The following is an 18,939-nucleotide window of genomic DNA, read 5'->3' as shown; positions in this document are numbered from 1 at the left end:
GCTAAAAAGTTGTTTTTAAACCCCTCCTCGCGGATTCGGGTACTGTCAAAGTCACAATTAAATAACATATTTGCCTGGGATGATTGACTTCCCGCGTGCGATCTCAAATAAATGTCTATACAACCTAAGACAAGCTGGAGAAAGCATGGAACCCCTGTTACCTGATGATACGCTCTGGCGAAACCTGCGCCTGGCGACGCTCGATCCGGCGCAGACGGCACCGTATGGCATGCTGGACCATCATGCGCTGATTATCCGTAAGGGAAGGGTGCTGGCGATTGTGCCAGAGGCTTCACTCCCGACTGCGCATGTCAATGCGCATGACCTGCAAGGACGTCTGGTGACGCCTGGGTTGATTGATTGTCACACTCATCTGGTGTTTGGCGGCAATCGCGCCAGCGAGTGGGAGCAACGGTTGAACGGTGTTTCTTATCAGCAGATTAGTGTGCAGGGCGGCGGGATTAACGCCACCGTGACGGCGACGCGTGCTGCGACGGAGGAGGCGCTTTTAGCCTCTGCCCAGGCGCGGATCGCGCGTCTGATGCGCGAGGGCGTGACGCTGCTGGAAGTGAAATCCGGCTATGGTCTGAATGCGACAGCCGAAGAAAAGATGCTGCGCGTCGCGGCCCGCCTGGCCGAAGAGAACCTTATCGAAATCAGCCCCACGCTGTTGGCGGCCCATGCCGTGCCGGTTGAGTATCGGGACAATCCTGACGGCTATATCACCCACGTCTGCGAAACGATACTGCCGCAGCTATGGGAAAAGGGGCTGTTTGAAGCGGTCGATCTGTTCTGTGAGAGCGTGGGGTTTACCCTGGCGCAAAGCGAGCGGGTATTGCGCGCGGCGCAAGCTGCGGGCATTCCGGTTAAAGGGCATGTCGAGCAGTTGTCTCTGCTGGGTGGAGCGCAACTGGTCAGTCGCTATCATGGGCTTTCTGCGGATCACATTGAATATCTTGATGAAGCGGGCGTGGCCGCGATGCGTCACAGCGGCACCGTTGGCGTACTGCTGCCGGGGGCGTTCTATTTCCTTAAAGAGACGCAGCATCCGCCCGTTGAGTTGCTGCGCCGTTACCAGGTACCGATGGCGGTGGCGACCGATTTCAACCCCGGCACCAGTCCCTTTATCAGCTTGCATCTGGCGATGAACATGGCCTGCGTTCAGTTTGGACTGACGCCGGAAGAGGCATGGGCGGGCGTCACCCGTCATGCCGCTCAGGCGCTGGGCCGCCAGGCGACGCACGGACAGCTAAAGGCGGGTTACGTTGCCGATTTTAACGTCTGGGATGCGCAAAACCCGGTGGAGATCCTCTATGAGCCTGGGCGCAACCCGCTGTATCTACGCATATTTCGAGGACAAATCACATGACGCAATGGGAAGCGGCTGCCCCTGAACTGTGGCGGGGGAGAGATGACAGCGGCGAAGCCGCAAACGCGCTGCGCCTGTTTCAGACGATCGCTCGCAGCCTGACGTTTTCGCCAGAGCGATACCGCGACAGGATCGCGCTGCTCGGCTTTGCCTGCGATGAGGGGGTCAAGCGTAATCATGGTCGTCCTGGTGCCGCCGGTGCGCCGGACGCGCTGCGTTCAGCGCTGGCTAACCTGGCGAGTCACGCGGGACACGAGCGACTGGTGGATATGGGGAATCTGCTGGCGCCAACGACGGATCTGGAAGGGGCGCAGCAAGCACTACGTAATGCGGTCTGTCAATGTCAGCAGGCGGGGATGCGCACCTTCGTTCTTGGCGGCGGGCACGAAACGGCATTCGGTCATGGAGCGGGCGTTTTCGATGCATTCCCTGGCGAGCGGGTAGGGATCATTAATCTCGACGCGCATCTGGATCTGCGTAACGCCGGGCGGGCAACCTCTGGCACGCCGTTTCGTCAACTGGCGCAGCTTTGCGACCAGCAGCAGCGTGAGTTCCGCTATGCGTGCATCGGCGTTAGCCGGGCGGCAAACACCCAGGCGCTGTGGGATGAGGCGCACAAGCGCAACGTGCTGGTGGTGGAAGATTTGCAGTGTAATGACGCCCACGCTCAACTGGCGGCGTTTATCAGCGAGGTGGATAAACTCTATCTGACTGTCGATCTCGACGTCCTGCCCGTTGGAGAGATGCCAGCCGTATCGGCGCCTGCGGCGCTGGGCGTGCCATTGACGACCCTGCTGAAATTGATTGAACCTGTTTGCCGCAGCGGTAAGCTCCAGGCGGTGGATGTGGTTGAATTTAATCCGCGCTTTGATAATGATGGCAGGTCGGCACGCGTGGCGGCGCGGCTTGGCTGGCAAATCGCCCACTGGTGGCAGTAATCGATTGATAAGGTAAACATTCCCATGACACTTTCTCGGCCTCGTTCTGCTCCCGCGCCGTTTTATGAGACGGTTAAACGCGAGATTAGCGAAAAGATCGCCAGCGGCGTCTGGCAGCCGCACGATCGTATTCCGTCGGAAGCGGAGCTGGTGGCGCAGTACGGCTTCAGCCGGATGACCATCAACCGGGCGCTGCGTGAACTGACTGACGAAGGGATGCTGGTGCGCCTGCAGGGGGTGGGAACCTTTGTCGCGGAGCCGAAAGGCCAGTCCGCGCTGTTTGAAATTCGCAGTATTGCCGACGAAATTGCCGCACGGGCGCATCGGCATCACTGCGAGGTGCTGATTCTGGAAAAGAAACCGGCCAATGCGCGGCAGGCAGCGGCGCTGAAGGTGACGGAAGGTACGCCGATTTTTCATTCTGTGATGGTACATTTTGAAAACGACCAGCCGGTACAGATTGAAGATCGCTGTGTGAATGCCGACATTGTGCCGGAGTATCTGGCGCAGGATTACAGCCAGACCACGCCGCATGCATATTTGTCGTTGATTGCCCCACTGACGGAAGGGGAGCACATTGTTGAAGCGGTGCGCGCCACGACGCAAGAGTGCGCGTTACTCGACATCGGCGAGACCGATCCTTGCCTGCTCATTCGTCGTACCACCTGGTCCGCCTCGCAGATCGTTTCTCACGCGCGGTTGCTCTTTCCAGGCTCTCGTTACCGCTTGCAGGGCCACTTCTCCTCCTGACGCACGCGGACTGAAAGCGTGATTGCTGACGCAATATAACAAAAATGTATCTTATTTGTTAAATTGCGCCTTGTTATGTCTTGTATAGACAAGTATATATTTACCTCACACCCGATCATTCCCTTTGCCGGATAAACCTTTTCCGGCATGTCCGTGAGGAGTCGTTGTTATGTCTCATAGCAAGTTTCGTCAGCAAGATATCCGCGCCCCGCGAGGGACAACGCTGACGGCCAAATCCTGGCTGACCGAAGCGCCATTGCGCATGTTAATGAACAACCTGGACCCCGACGTCGCCGAGAACCCACATGAGCTGGTGGTGTACGGCGGTATAGGCCGCGCGGCCCGGAACTGGGAATGCTATGACGCGATTGTCAACGCCTTGACCCAACTGGAAGAGGACGAAACGCTGCTGGTCCAGTCCGGTAAACCGGTAGGCGTGTTCAGAACCCATCAGAACGCCCCGCGTGTGCTCATTGCCAACTCCAACCTTGTTCCGCACTGGGCGACCTGGGAGCATTTCAATGAACTGGATGCGAAAGGGTTGGCGATGTACGGACAGATGACGGCCGGAAGCTGGATCTATATCGGCAGTCAGGGAATTGTGCAGGGCACTTATGAAACATTTGTTGAAGCGGGACGGCAGCACTACGACGGCGACCTGCGCGGGCGTTGGGTGTTAACCGCCGGGCTCGGCGGCATGGGCGGCGCGCAGCCACTGGCGGCGACGCTGGCAGGCGCCTGTTCCCTGAACATTGAATGTCAGCAGAGTCGTATCGATTTTCGTCTGCGCACTCGTTATGTCGATGAACAGGCGACATCTCTTGATGATGCGCTGGCGCGTATCGAAAAATACACCCGCGAAGGTCAAGCCGTATCGATTGCTCTGTGCGCCAATGCGGCGGATGTGGTGCCCGAACTGGTGAAGCGCGGTGTGCGTCCGGACATGGTTACCGACCAGACCAGCGCTCATGACCCGCTGCACGGTTATCTGCCTTCCGGCTGGGACTGGGAAACCTATCAGCAAAAAGCGCTCGCCGATCCACAGGGTACGGTAGAGGCAGCGAAGCGCTCGATGGCAAAACACGTGGAGGCGATGCTGGCGTTCAACGACATGGGCGTACCGACGTTCGATTACGGCAACAACATTCGTCAGATGGCTAAAGAGATGGGCGTGGAAAACGCTTTCGCCTTTCCTGGCTTCGTACCGGCCTATATTCGCCCGCTGTTCTGCCGCGGCATTGGGCCGTTTCGCTGGGTGGCGCTTTCCGGCGATCCGCAGGATATTTATAAAACCGACGACAAAGTGAAAGCGATCGTGGCGGATGACGAACATCTCCACCGCTGGCTGGACATGGCGCGGGAGCGCATTAATTTTCAGGGGCTGCCAGCGCGTATCTGCTGGGTGGGGCTCGAATGGCGGCAAAAACTGGGTCTGGCATTCAACGAAATGGTGCGCAAGGGGGAAGTGTCTGCGCCAATTGTGATCGGTCGCGACCACCTGGATTCTGGCTCTGTCGCCAGCCCCAACCGCGAGACCGAAGCGATGCGCGATGGTTCTGACGCCGTCTCCGACTGGCCGCTGCTCAATGCGCTACTCAACACGGCCAGCGGGGCGACCTGGGTATCGCTGCATCACGGCGGCGGTGTGGGGATGGGGTTCTCACAGCATGCCGGGATGGTCATTGTCTGTGACGGTAGCGATGAAGCCGCCGAGCGCATTGCCCGGGTTTTGCATAACGATCCGGCGACCGGCGTAATGCGTCATGCGGATGCGGGCTACGATATTGCCGTGGCGTGCGCTGTGGAACAAGGGCTGAATCTGCCGATGGTTGCGGCAACGCAGGGGAAACGCTGATATGAATACCATGACCTTAACGCCGGGCCATCTGAGTTTTTCACAACTACGCGAAGTCTGGCAGCAGCCGGTTAAACTGCGCCTCGATGCCAGCGCTATTGACGGCATTAACGCCAGCGTGGCCTGCGTCAACACCATTGTCGCTGAGGGCCGCACGGCCTACGGCATTAACACCGGCTTTGGTCTGCTGGCGCAGACGCGCATCGCCAATGAGGATCTGCAAAACCTGCAACGTTCGCTGGTGCTGTCCCATGCGGCAGGCGTGGGTGATGCCTTAGATGACTCACTGGTGCGCCTGATCATGGTGCTGAAGATAAACAGCCTTGCGCGCGGCTTCTCTGGTATTCGCCTTAGCGTGATAGAAGCGCTGATTGCGCTGGTGAACGCCGAAGTCTGGCCGCACATCCCGGCGAAAGGATCGGTAGGCGCCTCCGGTGATTTAGCGCCACTGGCCCATATGTCGCTCACGCTGCTGGGGGAAGGAAAGGCGCGTTGGCAGGGGGAATGGTTACCGGCGACGGAAGCGTTAAAAAAAGCCGGCCTGGAGCCGATTACGCTGGCGGCGAAAGAAGGGCTGGCGTTACTTAACGGCACACAGGCATCGACGGCGTTTGCGTTACGCGGACTGTTTGAAGCACAAGAGCTGTTCGCGTCGGCTGTCATGTGCGGATCGTTAACCACCGAAGCGGTGTTAGGGTCTCGCCGTCCGTTTGATGCGCGTATACACGCCGCGCGGGGGCAGCGTGGACAGATCGACGCGGCGGCGCTGTATCGCCATGTATTGACGGAGACCAGCGCGCTGTCTCAGTCGCACCACAATTGCGAAAAGGTGCAGGACCCGTATTCTCTGCGCTGTCAGCCGCAGGTGATGGGCGCATGTCTGACACAGATGCGTCAGGTGATGGACGTACTGCTGGCGGAAGCCAATGCGGTCTCCGATAATCCGCTGGTTTTTGCTGAGCAGGGAGACGTTATCTCAGGCGGTAATTTCCATGCTGAACCGGTGGCGATGGCGGCAGATAATCTGGCGCTGGCGATTGCTGAAATTGGCGCGTTGTCCGAACGCCGTATTGCGCTGATGATGGATAAGCATATGTCGCAGTTGCCGCCTTTCCTGGTTAAAAACGGGGGCGTGAACTCCGGCTTTATGATTGCCCAGGTGACGGCGGCGGCGCTTGCCAGCGAGAACAAAGCGCTGGCGCATCCGCACAGCGTGGACAGCCTGCCAACGTCGGCGAATCAGGAAGATCATGTCTCGATGGCACCGGCGGCAGGGCGCAGGTTGTGGGAAATGGCGGCGAATACTCGCGGCGTGCTGGCCGTCGAATGGCTGGCCGCGTGTCAGGGGATCGATTTGCGCGAAGGATTAACGTCAAGCTCGCTGCTGGAGCAGGCGCGAACGGTATTACGTGAGCAGGTTGCGCATTACACCCAGGACCGCTTCTTCGCCCCGGATATTGAGCGTGCGGCAGAATTGCTTGCACAGGGGGCGTTGCTGCAGCTCGTGCCGGAATTTCTTTGAACCGCGCCGGATGGCGCTAACGCTTATCCGGCCTGTGAATCCCTCCCGTAGGCCGGATAAGCCGCGTGAGCGTCGTCATCCGGCACAACAGCGATCAACTGAACATCGCGGTAATTGAGGCGCTGGCAAGCGAGTGGAAATGGACGTTAAATCCCACCATCGCCCCGCTGGCACCTTCATCGACGTCAATCCTGTCCACATCCAGTGCGTGAACGGTAAAGATATAGCGGTGGGTTTCGCCTTTGGGCGGCGCCGCGCCGCCATAGCCCGCTTTACCGAAATCGGTTCGTGTCTGGATAACGCCGTCTGGCACAGCGACCAGCCCGGAGCCATAGCCCTGGGTCAGAACACGGGTATCGGCCGGTAAATTAGCCACCACCCAATGCCACCAGCCAGAGCCGGTCGGCGCATCGGGGTCGAAACAGGTCACCACGAAACTCTTCGTTCCGGCAGGCACTTCATCCCAGGCCAGATGCGGGGAAATATTATCCCCTTCATAACCCATACCGTTGAAGACATGGCGGAGGGGGAGTTTTTCCCCGTCGCGAAAATCGTTGCTGATTACTTTCATGCACTCTCCTTAATTCTCGCCAAAAAGTGTAGCCAGAAACCGCACAGCTTACCGCCAGTTACCCGTTAAAAAATGTTTCGTCGCGCACAGCGTCGTTCACGGCCTGCGTCAGGCGGCGCAGTTGCTCTGGCTGGATGAGATACGGCGGCATCAGGTAGATGAGTTTGCCAAACGGGCGGATCCACACACCCTGTCGCACAAAGAATTTCTGCAGGGCCGCCATATTAACCGGATGCGTCGTCTCCACCACGCCAATCGCCCCCAGCACGCGGACATCAGCCACCCATGGTGATGCCTGAGCCGGGGTGAGTTCCTGGCGTAGCTGGGCTTCAATGGACGAGACCTGCGCCTGCCAGTCGCCGGATTCGAGTAGTGACAGGCTGGCGGTCGCCACCGCGCAAGCCAGCGGATTGCCCATAAACGTCGGACCATGCATAAAACAGCCCGCCTCGCCGTTGCTGATGGTTTCCGCCACCTGGCGGGTGGTCAGGGTGGCGGAAAGGGTCATCGTTCCGCCGGTCAGCGCTTTTCCCAGACACAGAATGTCGGGCGCGATCCCGGCGTGTTCGCAGGCAAACAGTTTGCCCGTACGGCCAAATCCGGTGGCGATTTCATCCGCAATCAGCAGAATGCCTTCACGGTCACACATTTTGCGGATACGGCGCAGCCACTCCGGATGGTACATCCGCATCCCGCCCGCGCCCTGAACAATCGGCTCGAGAATCACTGCCGCAATGTCATGACGATGTGCGGCCATCAGGCGTGCAAAGGCCACCATATCGCGCTCATCCCACTCGCCATCCATTCGACTTTGCGGCGCAGGGGCAAACAGGTTTTCCGGCAGATAGCCCTTCCACAGGCTGTGCATGGAGTTGTCCGGATCGCAGACCGACATCGCGCCGAAGGTATCGCCGTGATAGCCGTTACGGAACGTCAGGAAGCGCTGACGGGATTCCCCTTTGGCCTGCCAGTATTGCAGCGCCATTTTCATCGCCACTTCCACCGCGACGGAACCGGAATCGGCGAGGAACACGCATTCCAGCGACGCGGGCGTTATGGCGACCAGTTTACGGCACAGGTTGACGGCGGGGGCATGCGTGATTCCGCCAAACATCACATGCGACATGGCGTCAATCTGCGTTTTCATCGCCGCATTGAGCTGCGGATGGTTGTAGCCGTGAATCGCGGCCCACCACGACGACATGCCATCAATCAGGCGTTCACCGCTGGATAAAATCAGTTCGCAGCCCTCGGCCCGTTCAACAGGATAGACCGGTAGCGGGGAGGTCATAGAGGTGTAGGGGTGCCAGATGTGGCGCTGATCAAACGTGAGATCGTCCGTTGTCATAATCGACTTGTAAACCAAATTAAAAAGATTTAGGTTTACAAGTCTACACCCTTATCACCACAAAACGTATAAAATTATGACCACTCATTCTCGCTGGACGCTGTCGCAAGTCACCGAATTATTTGAAAAACCGCTGCTGGATCTGCTGTTCGAGGCGCAGCAAATCCACCGTCAGCATTTCGATCCTCGTCAGGTGCAGGTCAGCACGCTGTTGTCGATCAAAACCGGCGCCTGCCCGGAAGACTGCAAATATTGTCCGCAAAGTTCGCGTTATAAAACCGGCCTTGAAGCTGAGCGGCTAATGGAAGTTGAGCAGGTGCTGGAGTCGGCGCGCCAGGCGAAGAACGCCGGTTCCACTCGTTTCTGCATGGGGGCGGCGTGGAAGAACCCGCACGAGCGCGACATGCCATATTTGCAGCAGATGGTTCAGGGGGTGAAAGCGCTGGGACTGGAAGCCTGCATGACGCTTGGCACACTCGATGAATCACAGGCGCAACGGCTGGCGGAGGCGGGGCTGGACTATTACAACCACAACCTCGACACCTCGCCGGAATTTTACGGCAACATCATCACCACCCGTTCCTACCAGGAGCGACTCGACACGCTGGACAAAGTACGCGAGGCCGGGATCAAAGTCTGTTCCGGCGGCATCGTCGGCCTGGGCGAAACGGTGACCGATCGCGCCGGGCTGCTCCTGCAACTGGCAAACCTGCCGACCCCGCCGGAAAGTGTGCCGATCAACATGCTGGTGAAAGTGAAAGGTACACCGCTGGCAGATAACGATGACGTCGACGCATTTGATTTTATTCGCACCATTGCCGTGGCGCGCATCATGATGCCGACCTCGTATGTGCGCCTGTCTGCCGGTCGCGAGCAGATGAATGAACAAACGCAGGCCATGTGCTTTATGGCTGGCGCCAACTCTATTTTCTACGGCTGCAAACTGCTCACCACGCCAAACCCGGCAGAGGACAAAGATCTCCAGCTTTTCCATAAGCTGGGGCTGAATCCGCAGCAAACGGCGGTGCTCGCCGGGGATAACGAGCAGCGTGCGCGTCTGGAGCAGGCGTTGCTGACACCGGATACTGACGATTACTACAACGCGGCTGCCGTATGACCTGGCAACACAAAATCGACGATGCGCTGGCGGCGCGTCGTTCGGCGGATACGTTGCGCCGACGTTATGCGGTAGCGCAGGGAGCCGGTCGCTGGCTGGAGACGAATGACCGGCGCTATCTCAATTTTTCCAGCAATGATTATCTGGGGTTGAGTCATCATCCGCATATCCTTCGCGCCTGGCAGCAGGGGGCGGAGCGTTTTGGCGTCGGCAGCGGCGGCTCGGGCCACGTCAGCGGTTATTCCATTGCCCATCAGCAACTGGAAGAGGAACTGGCCGACTGGCTGGGCTATCCGCGCGCGTTACTGTTTATTTCCGGTTTCGCCGCAAATCAGGCGGTGATTACCGCGCTGATGGAAAAGGATGACCGGATTGTCGCTGACCGTCTCAGCCATGCTTCGCTGCTGGAAGCGGCCAGTCTTTGCCCGGCGCAGCTTCGCCGTTTTACCCATAACGACGCCTCGCATCTCACGCGCCTGCTTGACGCCCCCTGTTCCGGGCGTCAACTGGTGGTGACCGAAGGCGTGTTCAGCATGGATGGCGACAATGCGCCGCTTGTGGACATTCAGCAGGCTGCACAGGTGCGTGATGCCTGGCTGCTGGTGGATGATGCCCACGGCATTGGCGTCAGTGGAGAAGAGGGTCGCGGGAGCTGCTGGCAGCAGCGGGTAAAACCGGAGTTATTGGTCGTAACATTCGGCAAAGGCTTTGGCGTCAGCGGTGCGGCGATTCTGTGCTCTGAAAGCGTTGCCGACTATCTGCTGCAGTTCGCCCGTCATCTGATTTACAGCACCAGCATGCCGCCCGCGCAGGCGATGGCGTTACAGGCGTCACTTTCGGTGATTCGCAGCCAGGAAGGTGACGCACGAAGGGAGAAACTGACTGCGCTGATCCAGCGCTTCCGCTCGGCTATCAACCATCCCGATTTCATGCTGGCGCAGTCGCACAGCGCCATCCAGCCGCTGATTGTCGGCGAAAATGCGCGCGCATTGCAGCTGGCGGACACCTTGCGCCGTCAGGGATGTTGGGTCACGGCGATCCGTCCGCCGACCGTGCCCGCCGGGACAGCCCGTCTGCGACTGACCTTAACTCAGGCGCATGAGCCTGAGGATATCGACCGATTGCTGGAGGTGCTGCATGGGGCAGGTAAATAAACAGGCAATCGCGGCGGCGTTTGGTCGTGCGGCAGCGCACTATGAGCAGCACGCCACATTGCAGCGCCTGAGCGCCGACGCGTTGCTGGCGCAACTGCCGGAACGCCCATTTTTACAGGTACTGGATGCCGGCTGCGGGCCGGGGCGTTTGAGTCGCTACTGGCGCGAGCTGGGGAGTCAGGTTACCGCGCTGGATCTCTCTGCCCGCATGCTGGACGAGGCGCGTTGCCAGGACGTGGCGCATCACTATCTCACCGGCGACATTGAGTCACTGCCGTTAGCCAGCGCAACGTTTGACTTGGCCTGGAGCAATCTGGCCGTGCAATGGTGTAACAGTCTGCATCAGGCGCTGAGCGAACTTTATCGGGTCGTGCGCCCCGGTGGCTGCGTGGCTTTCACCACGCTGGCCCAGGATTCGCTACCGGAGCTTCATCAGGCCTGGCGCGCAGTGGATGAGCGGGCGCACGGCAACCGGTTTTTATCCCGCGAGGCGCTGTGTGAAGCGATGCACGGCTGGCAGGGGCATCATCAATCAATCTCCCTGACGCTGGAGTTTGATGACGCCCTGAGCGCTATGCGCTCACTGAAAGGCATCGGCGCGACCCATTTACACGAGGGGCGCGAGCCGCGCGTCTTAACCCGCTCACAGTTGCAGCAGCTTCAACTGGCCTGGCCGCAGCGGCAGGGGAAATATCTGCTGACCTACCATCTTTTTGCAGGAGTGATTACACGTGACTAAACGTTATTTTGTCACCGGTACCGATACGGAGGTCGGTAAAACCGTCGCCAGTTGTGCGCTGCTCCAGGCGGCGCGCAGTCTGGGTTATCGGACGGCCGGGTATAAACCTGTCGCATCAGGTAGTGACATGACGCCAGAGGGACTGCGCAACAGCGACGCCCTGGCGCTTCAGCGCAATAGCAGTCTGGCGCTGGACTACGCGGCGGTGAATCCTTACACCTTCGCGGAACCCACCTCGCCGCATATCATCAGCGCTGATGAGGGAAGGCCAATTCGTGCTGATGTGATGTCAGACGGCCTGCGCGCGCTGGACGCGCAGGCTGAGTGGCTGCTGGTGGAAGGTGCTGGCGGCTGGTTTACCCCGCTTGCGGAGGATTTTACCTTCGCTGATTGGGTGCAGATCGAGCGCCTGCCGGTGGTCCTGGTCGTCGGCGTGAAGCTGGGGTGTATAAACCATGCGATGCTGACCGCGCAGGCGGTACAGCAGGCAGGACTTCCGCTTGTCGGGTGGGTGGCGAATGACGTCACGCCGCCGGGAAAACGCCATCATGAGTATCTGGCGACGCTTAAACGGGTCATCCCTGCGCCATTGTTAGGCGAAATCCCGTGGCTGGCGGCGGGAGCCGAAAATGCGGCCACAGGACAATATCTGGATCTCGCTTTACTCGCGGGTGAGTAAAAGGCGAAATTGCGAGCAAGATCTCGCCTGCCAGGGGCACTTCTTTAGCTGATAAAAATCAAAATTTAGCGATAATTTTTTTTTATGTGCTGCCTGGTAGGTTGGACCGGGAATTTGCCAGGCGGCAGACCATATGGCCTGCAGGCAGTTATCCACCATTCCTGTGGATAACCTTGTGTATTAGAGTTAGAAAACACAAGGCAAGCGAGAGAATACGCGGCTTCCAGCCGAATTGGTGCGAAAGGCGTCTTTATAAAATATCCTTTAATTTACAGCGCGTTAGATAAAATCAATGGCTGTCATATTGTGGTCATTGAATGCAATAAAACTTTCATCACACATCTTGACAATGTTAACGAAGTCAATGGTCTGGGGATAAACCCGCTTCATAGTGTAATATCTTGCCAGCGGTGAAATTATAGCCATCTCCGATCCGCTTTTATCATGCGTAACACAAATTTTATGAGGCGTTACTGTTTTTTCATCCAGTATATTTTACTGGCAATATTATCTTCTGCGAGTAAAATTACACACCTGCCCGCTCATTCCTTCAGGTAGCTGCTCATGAGTAAACCGTTCAAACTGAATTCCGCATTTAAACCTTCCGGCGATCAGCCTGAGGCGATACGCCGTCTGGAAGAGGGACTGGAGGACGGCCTGGCGCATCAGACGCTACTTGGCGTAACGGGGTCGGGGAAAACGTTCACCATTGCGAATGTGATCGCGGATTTGCAGCGACCGACGATGGTGCTGGCACCCAACAAAACGCTGGCGGCGCAGCTGTATGGTGAAATGAAAGAGTTTTTCCCGGATAACGCCGTCGAGTATTTCGTCTCCTACTACGACTACTATCAGCCGGAAGCGTATGTTCCCAGCTCAGACACCTTCATCGAAAAAGATGCCTCGGTGAATGAACACATCGAGCAGATGCGTCTGTCGGCCACCAAAGCGTTGCTGGAGCGTCGTGACGTGATCGTCGTGGCCTCCGTTTCTGCCATCTATGGTCTGGGCGATCCCGATTTATATCTGAAGATGATGCTGCACCTGACGGTGGGCATGATTATCGATCAGCGCGCCATTCTGCGGCGACTGGCTGAACTGCAATATACCCGTAACGATCAGGCGTTCCAGCGCGGGACTTTCCGCGTGCGCGGTGAGGTGATCGACATTTTCCCGGCGGAGTCTGACGACATCGCGCTGCGTGTGGAGCTGTTTGATGAAGAGGTGGAGCGTCTGTCGCTGTTTGACCCGCTGACCGGGCAGGTGGAATCCACTATTTCGCGCTACACCATCTACCCCAAAACGCACTACGTGACCCCCCGTGAGCGTATTGTGCAGGCGATGGAAGAGATCAAAGTCGAACTGGCTGAACGTCGCAAAATCCTGCTCGCCAACGACAAACTGCTGGAAGAGCAACGCCTGAGTCAGCGTACCCAGTTTGATCTGGAGATGATGAACGAGCTGGGTTACTGCTCGGGGATCGAAAACTACTCGCGCTTTCTGTCAGGACGCGGGCCGGGTGAGCCGCCGCCGACCCTGTTTGACTATCTGCCCGCTGACGGTTTGCTGGTAGTGGATGAATCCCACGTCACCATCCCGCAGATTGGCGGGATGTATCGTGGCGATCGGGCGCGTAAAGAGACGCTGGTGGAGTACGGTTTCCGTCTGCCATCGGCGCTGGATAACCGTCCGTTAAAGTTCGAAGAGTTTGAAGCGCTGGCACCACAGACCATATATGTGTCTGCGACGCCGGGCAATTACGAGCTGGAGAAATCGGGCGGCGAAGTGGTTGATCAAGTGGTGCGTCCGACAGGGTTGCTGGATCCGGTCATAGAAGTGCGTCCGGTGGCAACGCAGGTGGACGATCTGCTCTCTGAAATCCGCAAGCGCGCAGAGATCAACGAGCGCGTGCTGGTAACCACGCTTACTAAGCGTATGGCGGAAGATCTCACCGAGTATCTGGAAGAACACGGCGAGCGGGTGCGTTACCTGCACTCGGACATCGATACCGTCGAGCGTATGGAGATCATTCGTGACCTGCGTCTGGGCGAGTTTGATGTGCTGGTGGGGATCAACCTGTTGCGCGAAGGTCTCGATATGCCTGAGGTGTCGCTGGTGGCGATTCTCGACGCCGACAAGGAAGGGTTCCTGCGTTCCGAACGTTCGCTGATACAGACCATCGGTCGTGCGGCGCGTAACATCAACGGGAAGGCGATTCTTTACGGTGACAAAATTACGGCCTCAATGGCGAAGGCGATTGGCGAAACCGAGCGTCGTCGCGAGAAACAGCAGCAGTACAATGAAGAACACGGCATTACTCCGCAGGGCCTGAATAAAAAAGTGGTCGATATTCTGGCGCTGGGGCAGAACATTGCGAAAACCAAAGCGAAGGGCCGAGGCAAATCGCGTTCCGCAGTGCAATCGGATGTGGTGGAACTGGATATGACGCCAAAAGCGCTGCAACAGAAGATTCACGAGCTCGAAGGGCAGATGATGCAGCATGCGCAGAACCTGGAATTCGAAGAGGCCGCGCAGATCCGCGATCAACTGCATCAGCTGCGTGAACTGTTTATCGCTGCGTCGTGAGAGATTGCCGGTTGGCGGTGTAACCACCTTATCAGGCCTGTTCGCTGGTAGTTTGCAGAGTAGATAAGTAGGCCTGATGAGCGTAGCGCCATCAGGCAATAAACCCTTTACCGCAGCGCCTGTACGGCTTTCTCCAGCGCGCTGTGCAATAACTGGCGGTCATGGCGATAGGGAATATCGCTGGCCTCCAGCACTTCCTGAATCACCACCCGGTCGCTGACCGCAGAGACATCCACCTTCGGCCCCACGATAACCGCATCAACGACTCTTTTGCCGACATACTGCTCCATAATGGTTAGCTTATCGATAAGCGTCAGGCTTGCGGCGGGGATGCTCAATTCCCGGCCCAGATTGCCGATGTAGACCATCGGCGCCTGCGTACGGCGCAGCGCCTGTGCGAGATCCTCCAGCAGCAGGATTGGCATCAGGCTGGTGTAAAAACTGCCCGGACCGATAATAATCAGGTCGGCATCGTTAATCGCCTGCACCGCTTCCCGGGTGGTGGGGACCTTCGGTGACAGCATCAGTTCCTGCAAGGGCGAGGTGAGCTGATCAATATTCACTTCGCCGTACACTTCATGCCCCTGATCGTCGATCGCCATCAGGTCAACTGGCAGCTCAGACATGGGGATTAAATGTGCGTCCACTTTCAGCAGATTACGAATTAAGTTGATGGCTTCCAGAGGCCGCACGCTCAGGTGGTCGAGCGCCTTTAACATCAGATTTCCGAGGTTATGGCCTGAAAGTTCGCCATTACCGCCAAAACGGTATTCAAACATCGCGGAAGCGACGCTCGGTTCGGTAATCAACTGATTGAGACAGTTGCGCATATCGCCCCAGGCGATTCCCCCTTCCGAGCGGCGAATACGCCCCGTCGAACCGCCGTTATCGGTGGTGGTCACGATACCGGTGAGGCGTGAACCCAGGGAGGAGAGGGAAGAGAGAACGCGTCCTAATCCATGCCCTCCGCCGAGAGCCACGACACGATCTAGGTCAGCCAGCGTACGATTGCGCATAAAAGTTCCTGAAGTCAGATTTACCGCGCTACAGTAGCGCAAACAGGGGCTTTTCAGCAATTCGCTAACGGCAAGTTGAGAAAATAAATTCTGCCGCACTACTCCTTTAGGGGAGCGAATGCCTGACAGCGAAATGATGTACATCAATGCAAAAGTGCTATTTTTGCTTATTCTGTAACGAAATGGCACGATCATGGCGCTATATATATGATTATACATCGTTAAGTGTAAATAGCATTATGTTCGTTTACACGCTAGTATCGCCATAACCACAGTTAACACTCTAGCCTCTGCACCTGGGTCAAATGATACGGTGCTTTGGCCGTGACAACGCAAACGCATTGCCACCAGGGCGCAGGAAGAAATGACTTCGCCTCCCGTATTTGGAAAGGTGTACATGGCCACACAACTGACCGATGCTTTCGCGCGCAAGTTTTACTATTTGCGTCTGTCGATTACCGATGTGTGTAACTTTCGTTGCACATACTGCCTGCCGGATGGCTACAAGCCCGGCGGCGTCACCAATAAAGGTTTTCTCTCCGTCGATGAAATTCGTCGGGTGACTCGCGCCTTTGCCAATCTGGGCACCGAAAAAGTGCGCCTGACCGGTGGCGAACCTTCTCTGCGTCGTGATTTTACCGACATCATTGCCGCCGTGCGTGAAAACGAGGCGATTCGTCAACTGGCGGTGACCACCAACGGCTACCGTCTGGCGCGTGATGCCGCCCACTGGCGCGATGCGGGTTTGACCGGCATTAACGTCAGCGTTGATAGCCTTGATGCGCGTCAGTTCCACGCGATTACCGGGCAGGATAAATTCCAGCAGGTGATGGCGGGCATCGACGCCGCGTTTGATGCCGGTTTTGCAAAAGTTAAAGTCAACACCGTGCTAATGCGCGATGTGAATCATCATCAGCTCGATACTTTTCTTGGCTGGATCCAGACGCGCCCCATTCAACTGCGTTTCATTGAACTGATGGAGACGGGTGAGGGCAGCGAACTGTTCCGTAAACACCACATCTCCGGTCAGGTGCTGCGTGACGAACTGTTGCGCCGCGGCTGGATCCACCAGCTACGCCAGCGCAGCGACGGCCCGGCGCAGGTGTTCTGCCACCCCGATTATGAGGGTGAAATCGGCCTCATCATGCCGTACGAAAAAGATTTCTGCGCCACCTGCAACCGTCTGCGCGTCTCCTCCGTGGGTAAACTTCATCTCTGCCTGTTCGGCGAGGGTGGCGTCAGCCTGCGTGATTTGCTGGAAGACGATGGGCAACAAGACGCGCTCGAAGCGCGTATCTCGCTTGCGTTGCGTGAGAAAAAGCAGACCCATTTCCTGCACCAGAACAACACCGGTATTACCCAGAACCTCTCATACATCGGCGGTTAACGCCGCTTGAACAAGGAGTATTCCATGAGTCAGGTAAGCGCTGAATTTATCCCGACCCGCATTGCTATTCTGACGGTATCGAATCGCCGTGGCGAAGAGGACGATACCTCTGGTCATTTTCTGCGGGATTCCGCGCAGGAAGCGGGACATCAGGTTATCGATAAAGCAATTGTCAAAGAGAACCGCTACGCCATTCGCGCGCAGGTGTCAGCATGGATTGCCAGTGATGAGGTGCAGGTGGTGTTGATCACCGGCGGCACGGGCCTGACTGAAGGCGACCAGGCACCGGAAGCGCTGCTGCCGCTATTTGATCGCGAAGTGGAAGGCTTTGGTGAAGTGTTTCGTATGCTGTCATTTGAAGAGATCGGCACGGCCACGCTGCAGTCGCGCGCAGTGGCGGGCGTGGCCAACAAAACGCTAATTTTTGCGATGCCGGGTTCCACCAAAGCCTGCCGCACGGCGTGGGACAATATCATCGCACCGCAGCTTGATGCCCGTACGCGTCCTTGTAATTTTCACCCACATTTGAAGAAATAAAAAGTATGTCGCAACTGACTCACATAAACGCCGCCGGTGAAGCGCACATGGTGGATGTCTCCACAAAAGCGGAGACCGTACGCGAAGCGCGCGCCGAAGCCTTTGTCACCATGCGCAGCGAAACACTGGCCATGATTATCGACGGCAGCCACCATAAGGGCGATGTGTTCGCCACCGCGCGTATCGCCGGGATTCAGGCAGCAAAGCGCACCTGGGAGCTCATCCCGCTGTGCCATCCGTTGCTGTTGAGCAAAGTGGAAGTCCAGCTCCAGGCACAGCCGGAACACAACCGTGTCCGTATTGAATCGTTGTGTCGTCTTACCGGCAAAACCGGGGTGGAAATGGAAGCGCTGACGGCGGCGTCCGTCGCCGCGTTGACCATTTACGACATGTGCAAAGCGGTGCAAAAAGACATGGTGATTGGCCCGGTGCGCCTGCTGGCGAAAAGCGGCGGCAAATCTGGCGATTTTAAGGCGGATTCGAATGATTAAGGTTTTGTTCTTTGCTCAGGTTCGCGAACTGGTTGGTACGGATACGCTGGATGTCGCGGCAGATTTCCCGACAGTGGAAGCGCTGCGTCAGCATCTGGCGACTAACAGCAACCGTTGGGCGCTGGCGCTGGAAGACGGCAAGCTGCTGGCGGCGGTAAACCAGACGCTGGTGAGCTTTGATCATCCGCTGACGGCGGGTGATGAAGTGGCTTTCTTTCCCCCGGTGACGGGAGGCTGAGATGGCTGAAACGAAAATTGTGGTCGGGCCTGCGCCGTTCAGCGTGGGGGACGAGTATCCCTGGCTGGCGGCACGCGACGAAGACGGTGCGGTGGTGACCTTTACTGGTAAAGTGCGCAACCATAATCTCGGCGACAGCGTGAAGGCGCTGACGCTGGAGCACTATCCGGGGATGACGGAAAAAGCGCTGGCGGAGATTGTCGATGAGGCGCGGGCGCGCTGGCCGCTGGGACGCATCACGGTGATTCACCGGATTGGCGAACTGTGGCCGGGCGATGAAATCGTCTTTGTTGGCGTCACCAGTTCGCACCGCAGCAGTGCGTTTGAGGCCGGTCAGTTCATCATGGACTATCTAAAGACGCGTGCGCCGTTCTGGAAGCGTGAAGCCACGCCGGAAGGCGAGCGTTGGGTGGAAGCCCGTGACAGCGATCGGCAGGCGGCTAAACGCTGGTAGCACGAAATTGTGATACGCTTATCCAGAGTGGTCACTTTCAATCAGGAGATTATCATGGACCGATTTCCACGATCCGAATCAATCGTGCAGGCGCGTTCCGGCCTGCAAACCTATATGGCGCAGGTATACGGCTGGATGACGGTCGGGTTGCTGCTTACCGCGTTTATTGCGTGGTATGCGGCGAATAC

Annotated in this window: 18 protein-coding genes, 1 pseudogene and 1 riboswitch; of the genes and pseudogenes, 16 read left to right on the top strand and 3 right to left on the bottom strand. The window is 57.5% G+C overall.

Going from position 1 to position 18,939, the window contains the following annotated elements:
* The first annotated feature begins 145 nt into the window (after positions 1-145).
* From hutI to hutH, 5 genes are all read left to right on the top strand, one after another.
* Positions 146-1,369 (top strand): imidazolonepropionase, encoded by a 1,224-nt coding sequence (gene hutI, locus JTI98_RS18880; protein ID WP_216081663.1) that lies wholly within the window; start codon positions 146-148, stop codon positions 1,367-1,369.
* The gene (gene hutG / locus JTI98_RS18875; RefSeq protein WP_216081662.1) at positions 1,366-2,307 is read left to right on the top strand and encodes a formimidoylglutamase; all 942 of its coding nucleotides are present in this window, start codon (positions 1,366-1,368) and stop codon (positions 2,305-2,307) included. Before hutI ends, hutG begins: the two co-directional genes overlap by 4 nt.
* Before the next feature lie 24 nt (positions 2,308-2,331).
* Entirely contained in the window at positions 2,332-3,057 is a 726-nt protein-coding gene (locus JTI98_RS18870; RefSeq protein ID WP_043001313.1) for a histidine utilization repressor, read from the top strand.
* A gap of 169 nt (positions 3,058-3,226) precedes the next feature.
* A complete protein-coding gene (hutU, locus tag JTI98_RS18865) occupies positions 3,227-4,912 on the top strand; it encodes a urocanate hydratase (RefSeq protein WP_216081661.1) in 1,686 nt (561 codons plus the stop codon).
* Position 4,913: 1 nt separating this feature from the next.
* Positions 4,914-6,434, top strand: coding sequence for a histidine ammonia-lyase (gene hutH, locus JTI98_RS18860; RefSeq protein WP_216081660.1), 1,521 nt, complete (start codon positions 4,914-4,916; stop codon positions 6,432-6,434).
* 94 nt (positions 6,435-6,528) lie between these two features.
* Here hutH and JTI98_RS18855 read toward each other — a convergent pair whose 3' ends face one another.
* Together JTI98_RS18855 and bioA are read right to left on the bottom strand one after the other, a co-directional pair.
* Positions 6,529-7,005, bottom strand: a complete 477-nt coding sequence (locus JTI98_RS18855) for a kinase inhibitor (protein ID WP_043001310.1) — start codon at positions 7,003-7,005, stop codon at positions 6,529-6,531.
* A gap of 58 nt (positions 7,006-7,063) precedes the next feature.
* On the bottom strand, positions 7,064-8,353 hold the full coding sequence (bioA, locus tag JTI98_RS18850; protein ID WP_216081659.1) for an adenosylmethionine--8-amino-7-oxononanoate transaminase: 1,290 nt from the start codon (positions 8,351-8,353) through the stop codon (positions 7,064-7,066).
* 76 nt (positions 8,354-8,429) lie between these two features.
* Here bioA and bioB point away from each other — a divergent pair, with 76 nt between their 5' ends.
* The 5 genes from bioB to uvrB all read left to right on the top strand — a co-directional run bounded on the left by bioB (position 8,430) and on the right by uvrB (position 14,628).
* Entirely contained in the window at positions 8,430-9,470 is a 1,041-nt protein-coding gene (bioB, locus tag JTI98_RS18845) for a biotin synthase BioB (RefSeq protein WP_043001309.1), read from the top strand.
* Entirely contained in the window at positions 9,467-10,624 is a 1,158-nt protein-coding gene (bioF, locus tag JTI98_RS18840) for an 8-amino-7-oxononanoate synthase (RefSeq protein ID WP_216081658.1), read from the top strand. Before bioB ends, bioF begins: the two co-directional genes overlap by 4 nt.
* Entirely contained in the window at positions 10,608-11,363 is a 756-nt protein-coding gene (gene bioC / locus JTI98_RS18835; RefSeq protein ID WP_216081657.1) for a malonyl-ACP O-methyltransferase BioC, read from the top strand. Before bioF ends, bioC begins: the two co-directional genes overlap by 17 nt.
* Positions 11,356-12,042 (top strand): dethiobiotin synthase, encoded by a 687-nt coding sequence (gene bioD, locus JTI98_RS18830; protein ID WP_046401466.1) that lies wholly within the window; start codon positions 11,356-11,358, stop codon positions 12,040-12,042. Before bioC ends, bioD begins: the two co-directional genes overlap by 8 nt.
* Positions 12,043-12,606: 564 nt before the next feature.
* The gene (gene uvrB / locus JTI98_RS18825) at positions 12,607-14,628 is read left to right on the top strand and encodes an excinuclease ABC subunit UvrB (protein WP_043001304.1); all 2,022 of its coding nucleotides are present in this window, start codon (positions 12,607-12,609) and stop codon (positions 14,626-14,628) included.
* Positions 14,629-14,735: 107 nt separating this feature from the next.
* Here uvrB and yvcK read toward each other — a convergent pair whose 3' ends face one another.
* The gene (gene yvcK / locus JTI98_RS18820) at positions 14,736-15,644 is read right to left on the bottom strand and encodes a uridine diphosphate-N-acetylglucosamine-binding protein YvcK (protein WP_043001303.1); all 909 of its coding nucleotides are present in this window, start codon (positions 15,642-15,644) and stop codon (positions 14,736-14,738) included.
* Between the two features lie 267 nt (positions 15,645-15,911).
* Positions 15,912-16,054, top strand: a riboswitch (molybdenum cofactor riboswitch).
* Between yvcK and moaA the strand changes: the two genes are divergently transcribed.
* From moaA to JTI98_RS21290, 6 genes and pseudogenes are all read left to right on the top strand, one after another.
* Entirely contained in the window at positions 16,042-17,031 is a 990-nt protein-coding gene (gene moaA / locus JTI98_RS18815) for a GTP 3',8-cyclase MoaA (protein WP_043001302.1), read from the top strand. It overlaps the preceding riboswitch by 13 nt.
* A gap of 24 nt (positions 17,032-17,055) precedes the next feature.
* A complete protein-coding gene (moaB, locus tag JTI98_RS18810; protein ID WP_043001301.1) occupies positions 17,056-17,568 on the top strand; it encodes a molybdenum cofactor biosynthesis protein B in 513 nt (170 codons plus the stop codon).
* A 5-nt stretch (positions 17,569-17,573) separates the two neighbouring features.
* Positions 17,574-18,059: a cyclic pyranopterin monophosphate synthase MoaC gene (moaC, locus tag JTI98_RS18805; RefSeq protein ID WP_043001300.1), complete on the top strand. Its 486-nt coding sequence runs from the start codon at positions 17,574-17,576 to the stop codon at positions 18,057-18,059.
* Positions 18,052-18,297, top strand: a complete 246-nt coding sequence (moaD, locus tag JTI98_RS18800; protein ID WP_043001299.1) for a molybdopterin synthase sulfur carrier subunit — start codon at positions 18,052-18,054, stop codon at positions 18,295-18,297. Before moaC ends, moaD begins: the two co-directional genes overlap by 8 nt.
* Position 18,298: 1 nt before the next feature.
* Positions 18,299-18,751 (top strand): molybdopterin synthase catalytic subunit MoaE, encoded by a 453-nt coding sequence (moaE, locus tag JTI98_RS18795; RefSeq protein WP_054176173.1) that lies wholly within the window; start codon positions 18,299-18,301, stop codon positions 18,749-18,751.
* A gap of 54 nt (positions 18,752-18,805) precedes the next feature.
* A pseudogene (locus JTI98_RS21290) lies at positions 18,806-18,939 on the top strand (BAX inhibitor (BI)-1/YccA family protein); the annotation flags it as partial.

This window comes from Citrobacter sp. MGH 55 (assembly GCF_016906145.1).
Lineage (GTDB): Bacteria > Pseudomonadota > Gammaproteobacteria > Enterobacterales > Enterobacteriaceae > Citrobacter_A > Citrobacter_A amalonaticus.
Note: the sequence above shows the minus strand (reverse complement) of the source record. Positions and strands in the feature narration are given on the sequence as shown.

What these genes read in the sequence shown, in the direction of transcription:
- bioA (WP_216081659.1), bottom strand. Translation starts at nt 8,353, where the DNA reads ATGACAACGGACGATCTCACGTTTGATCAGCGCCACATCTGGCACCCC.
- uvrB (WP_043001304.1), top strand. Translation starts at nt 12,607, where the DNA reads ATGAGTAAACCGTTCAAACTGAATTCCGCATTTAAACCTTCCGGCGAT.
- JTI98_RS18870 (WP_043001313.1), top strand. Translation starts at nt 2,332, where the DNA reads ATGACACTTTCTCGGCCTCGTTCTGCTCCCGCGCCGTTTTATGAGACG.
- bioC (WP_216081657.1), top strand. Translation starts at nt 10,608, where the DNA reads ATGGGGCAGGTAAATAAACAGGCAATCGCGGCGGCGTTTGGTCGTGCG.
- moaD (WP_043001299.1), top strand. Translation starts at nt 18,052, where the DNA reads ATGATTAAGGTTTTGTTCTTTGCTCAGGTTCGCGAACTGGTTGGTACG.
- bioB (WP_043001309.1), top strand. Translation starts at nt 8,430, where the DNA reads ATGACCACTCATTCTCGCTGGACGCTGTCGCAAGTCACCGAATTATTT.
- moaB (WP_043001301.1), top strand. Translation starts at nt 17,056, where the DNA reads ATGAGTCAGGTAAGCGCTGAATTTATCCCGACCCGCATTGCTATTCTG.
- hutG (WP_216081662.1), top strand. Translation starts at nt 1,366, where the DNA reads ATGACGCAATGGGAAGCGGCTGCCCCTGAACTGTGGCGGGGGAGAGAT.
- JTI98_RS18855 (WP_043001310.1), bottom strand. Translation starts at nt 7,005, where the DNA reads ATGAAAGTAATCAGCAACGATTTTCGCGACGGGGAAAAACTCCCCCTC.
- hutI (WP_216081663.1), top strand. Translation starts at nt 146, where the DNA reads ATGGAACCCCTGTTACCTGATGATACGCTCTGGCGAAACCTGCGCCTG.
- hutU (WP_216081661.1), top strand. Translation starts at nt 3,227, where the DNA reads ATGTCTCATAGCAAGTTTCGTCAGCAAGATATCCGCGCCCCGCGAGGG.
- moaA (WP_043001302.1), top strand. Translation starts at nt 16,042, where the DNA reads ATGGCCACACAACTGACCGATGCTTTCGCGCGCAAGTTTTACTATTTG.
- yvcK (WP_043001303.1), bottom strand. Translation starts at nt 15,644, where the DNA reads ATGCGCAATCGTACGCTGGCTGACCTAGATCGTGTCGTGGCTCTCGGC.
- bioF (WP_216081658.1), top strand. Translation starts at nt 9,467, where the DNA reads ATGACCTGGCAACACAAAATCGACGATGCGCTGGCGGCGCGTCGTTCG.
- moaE (WP_054176173.1), top strand. Translation starts at nt 18,299, where the DNA reads ATGGCTGAAACGAAAATTGTGGTCGGGCCTGCGCCGTTCAGCGTGGGG.
- hutH (WP_216081660.1), top strand. Translation starts at nt 4,914, where the DNA reads ATGAATACCATGACCTTAACGCCGGGCCATCTGAGTTTTTCACAACTA.
- moaC (WP_043001300.1), top strand. Translation starts at nt 17,574, where the DNA reads ATGTCGCAACTGACTCACATAAACGCCGCCGGTGAAGCGCACATGGTG.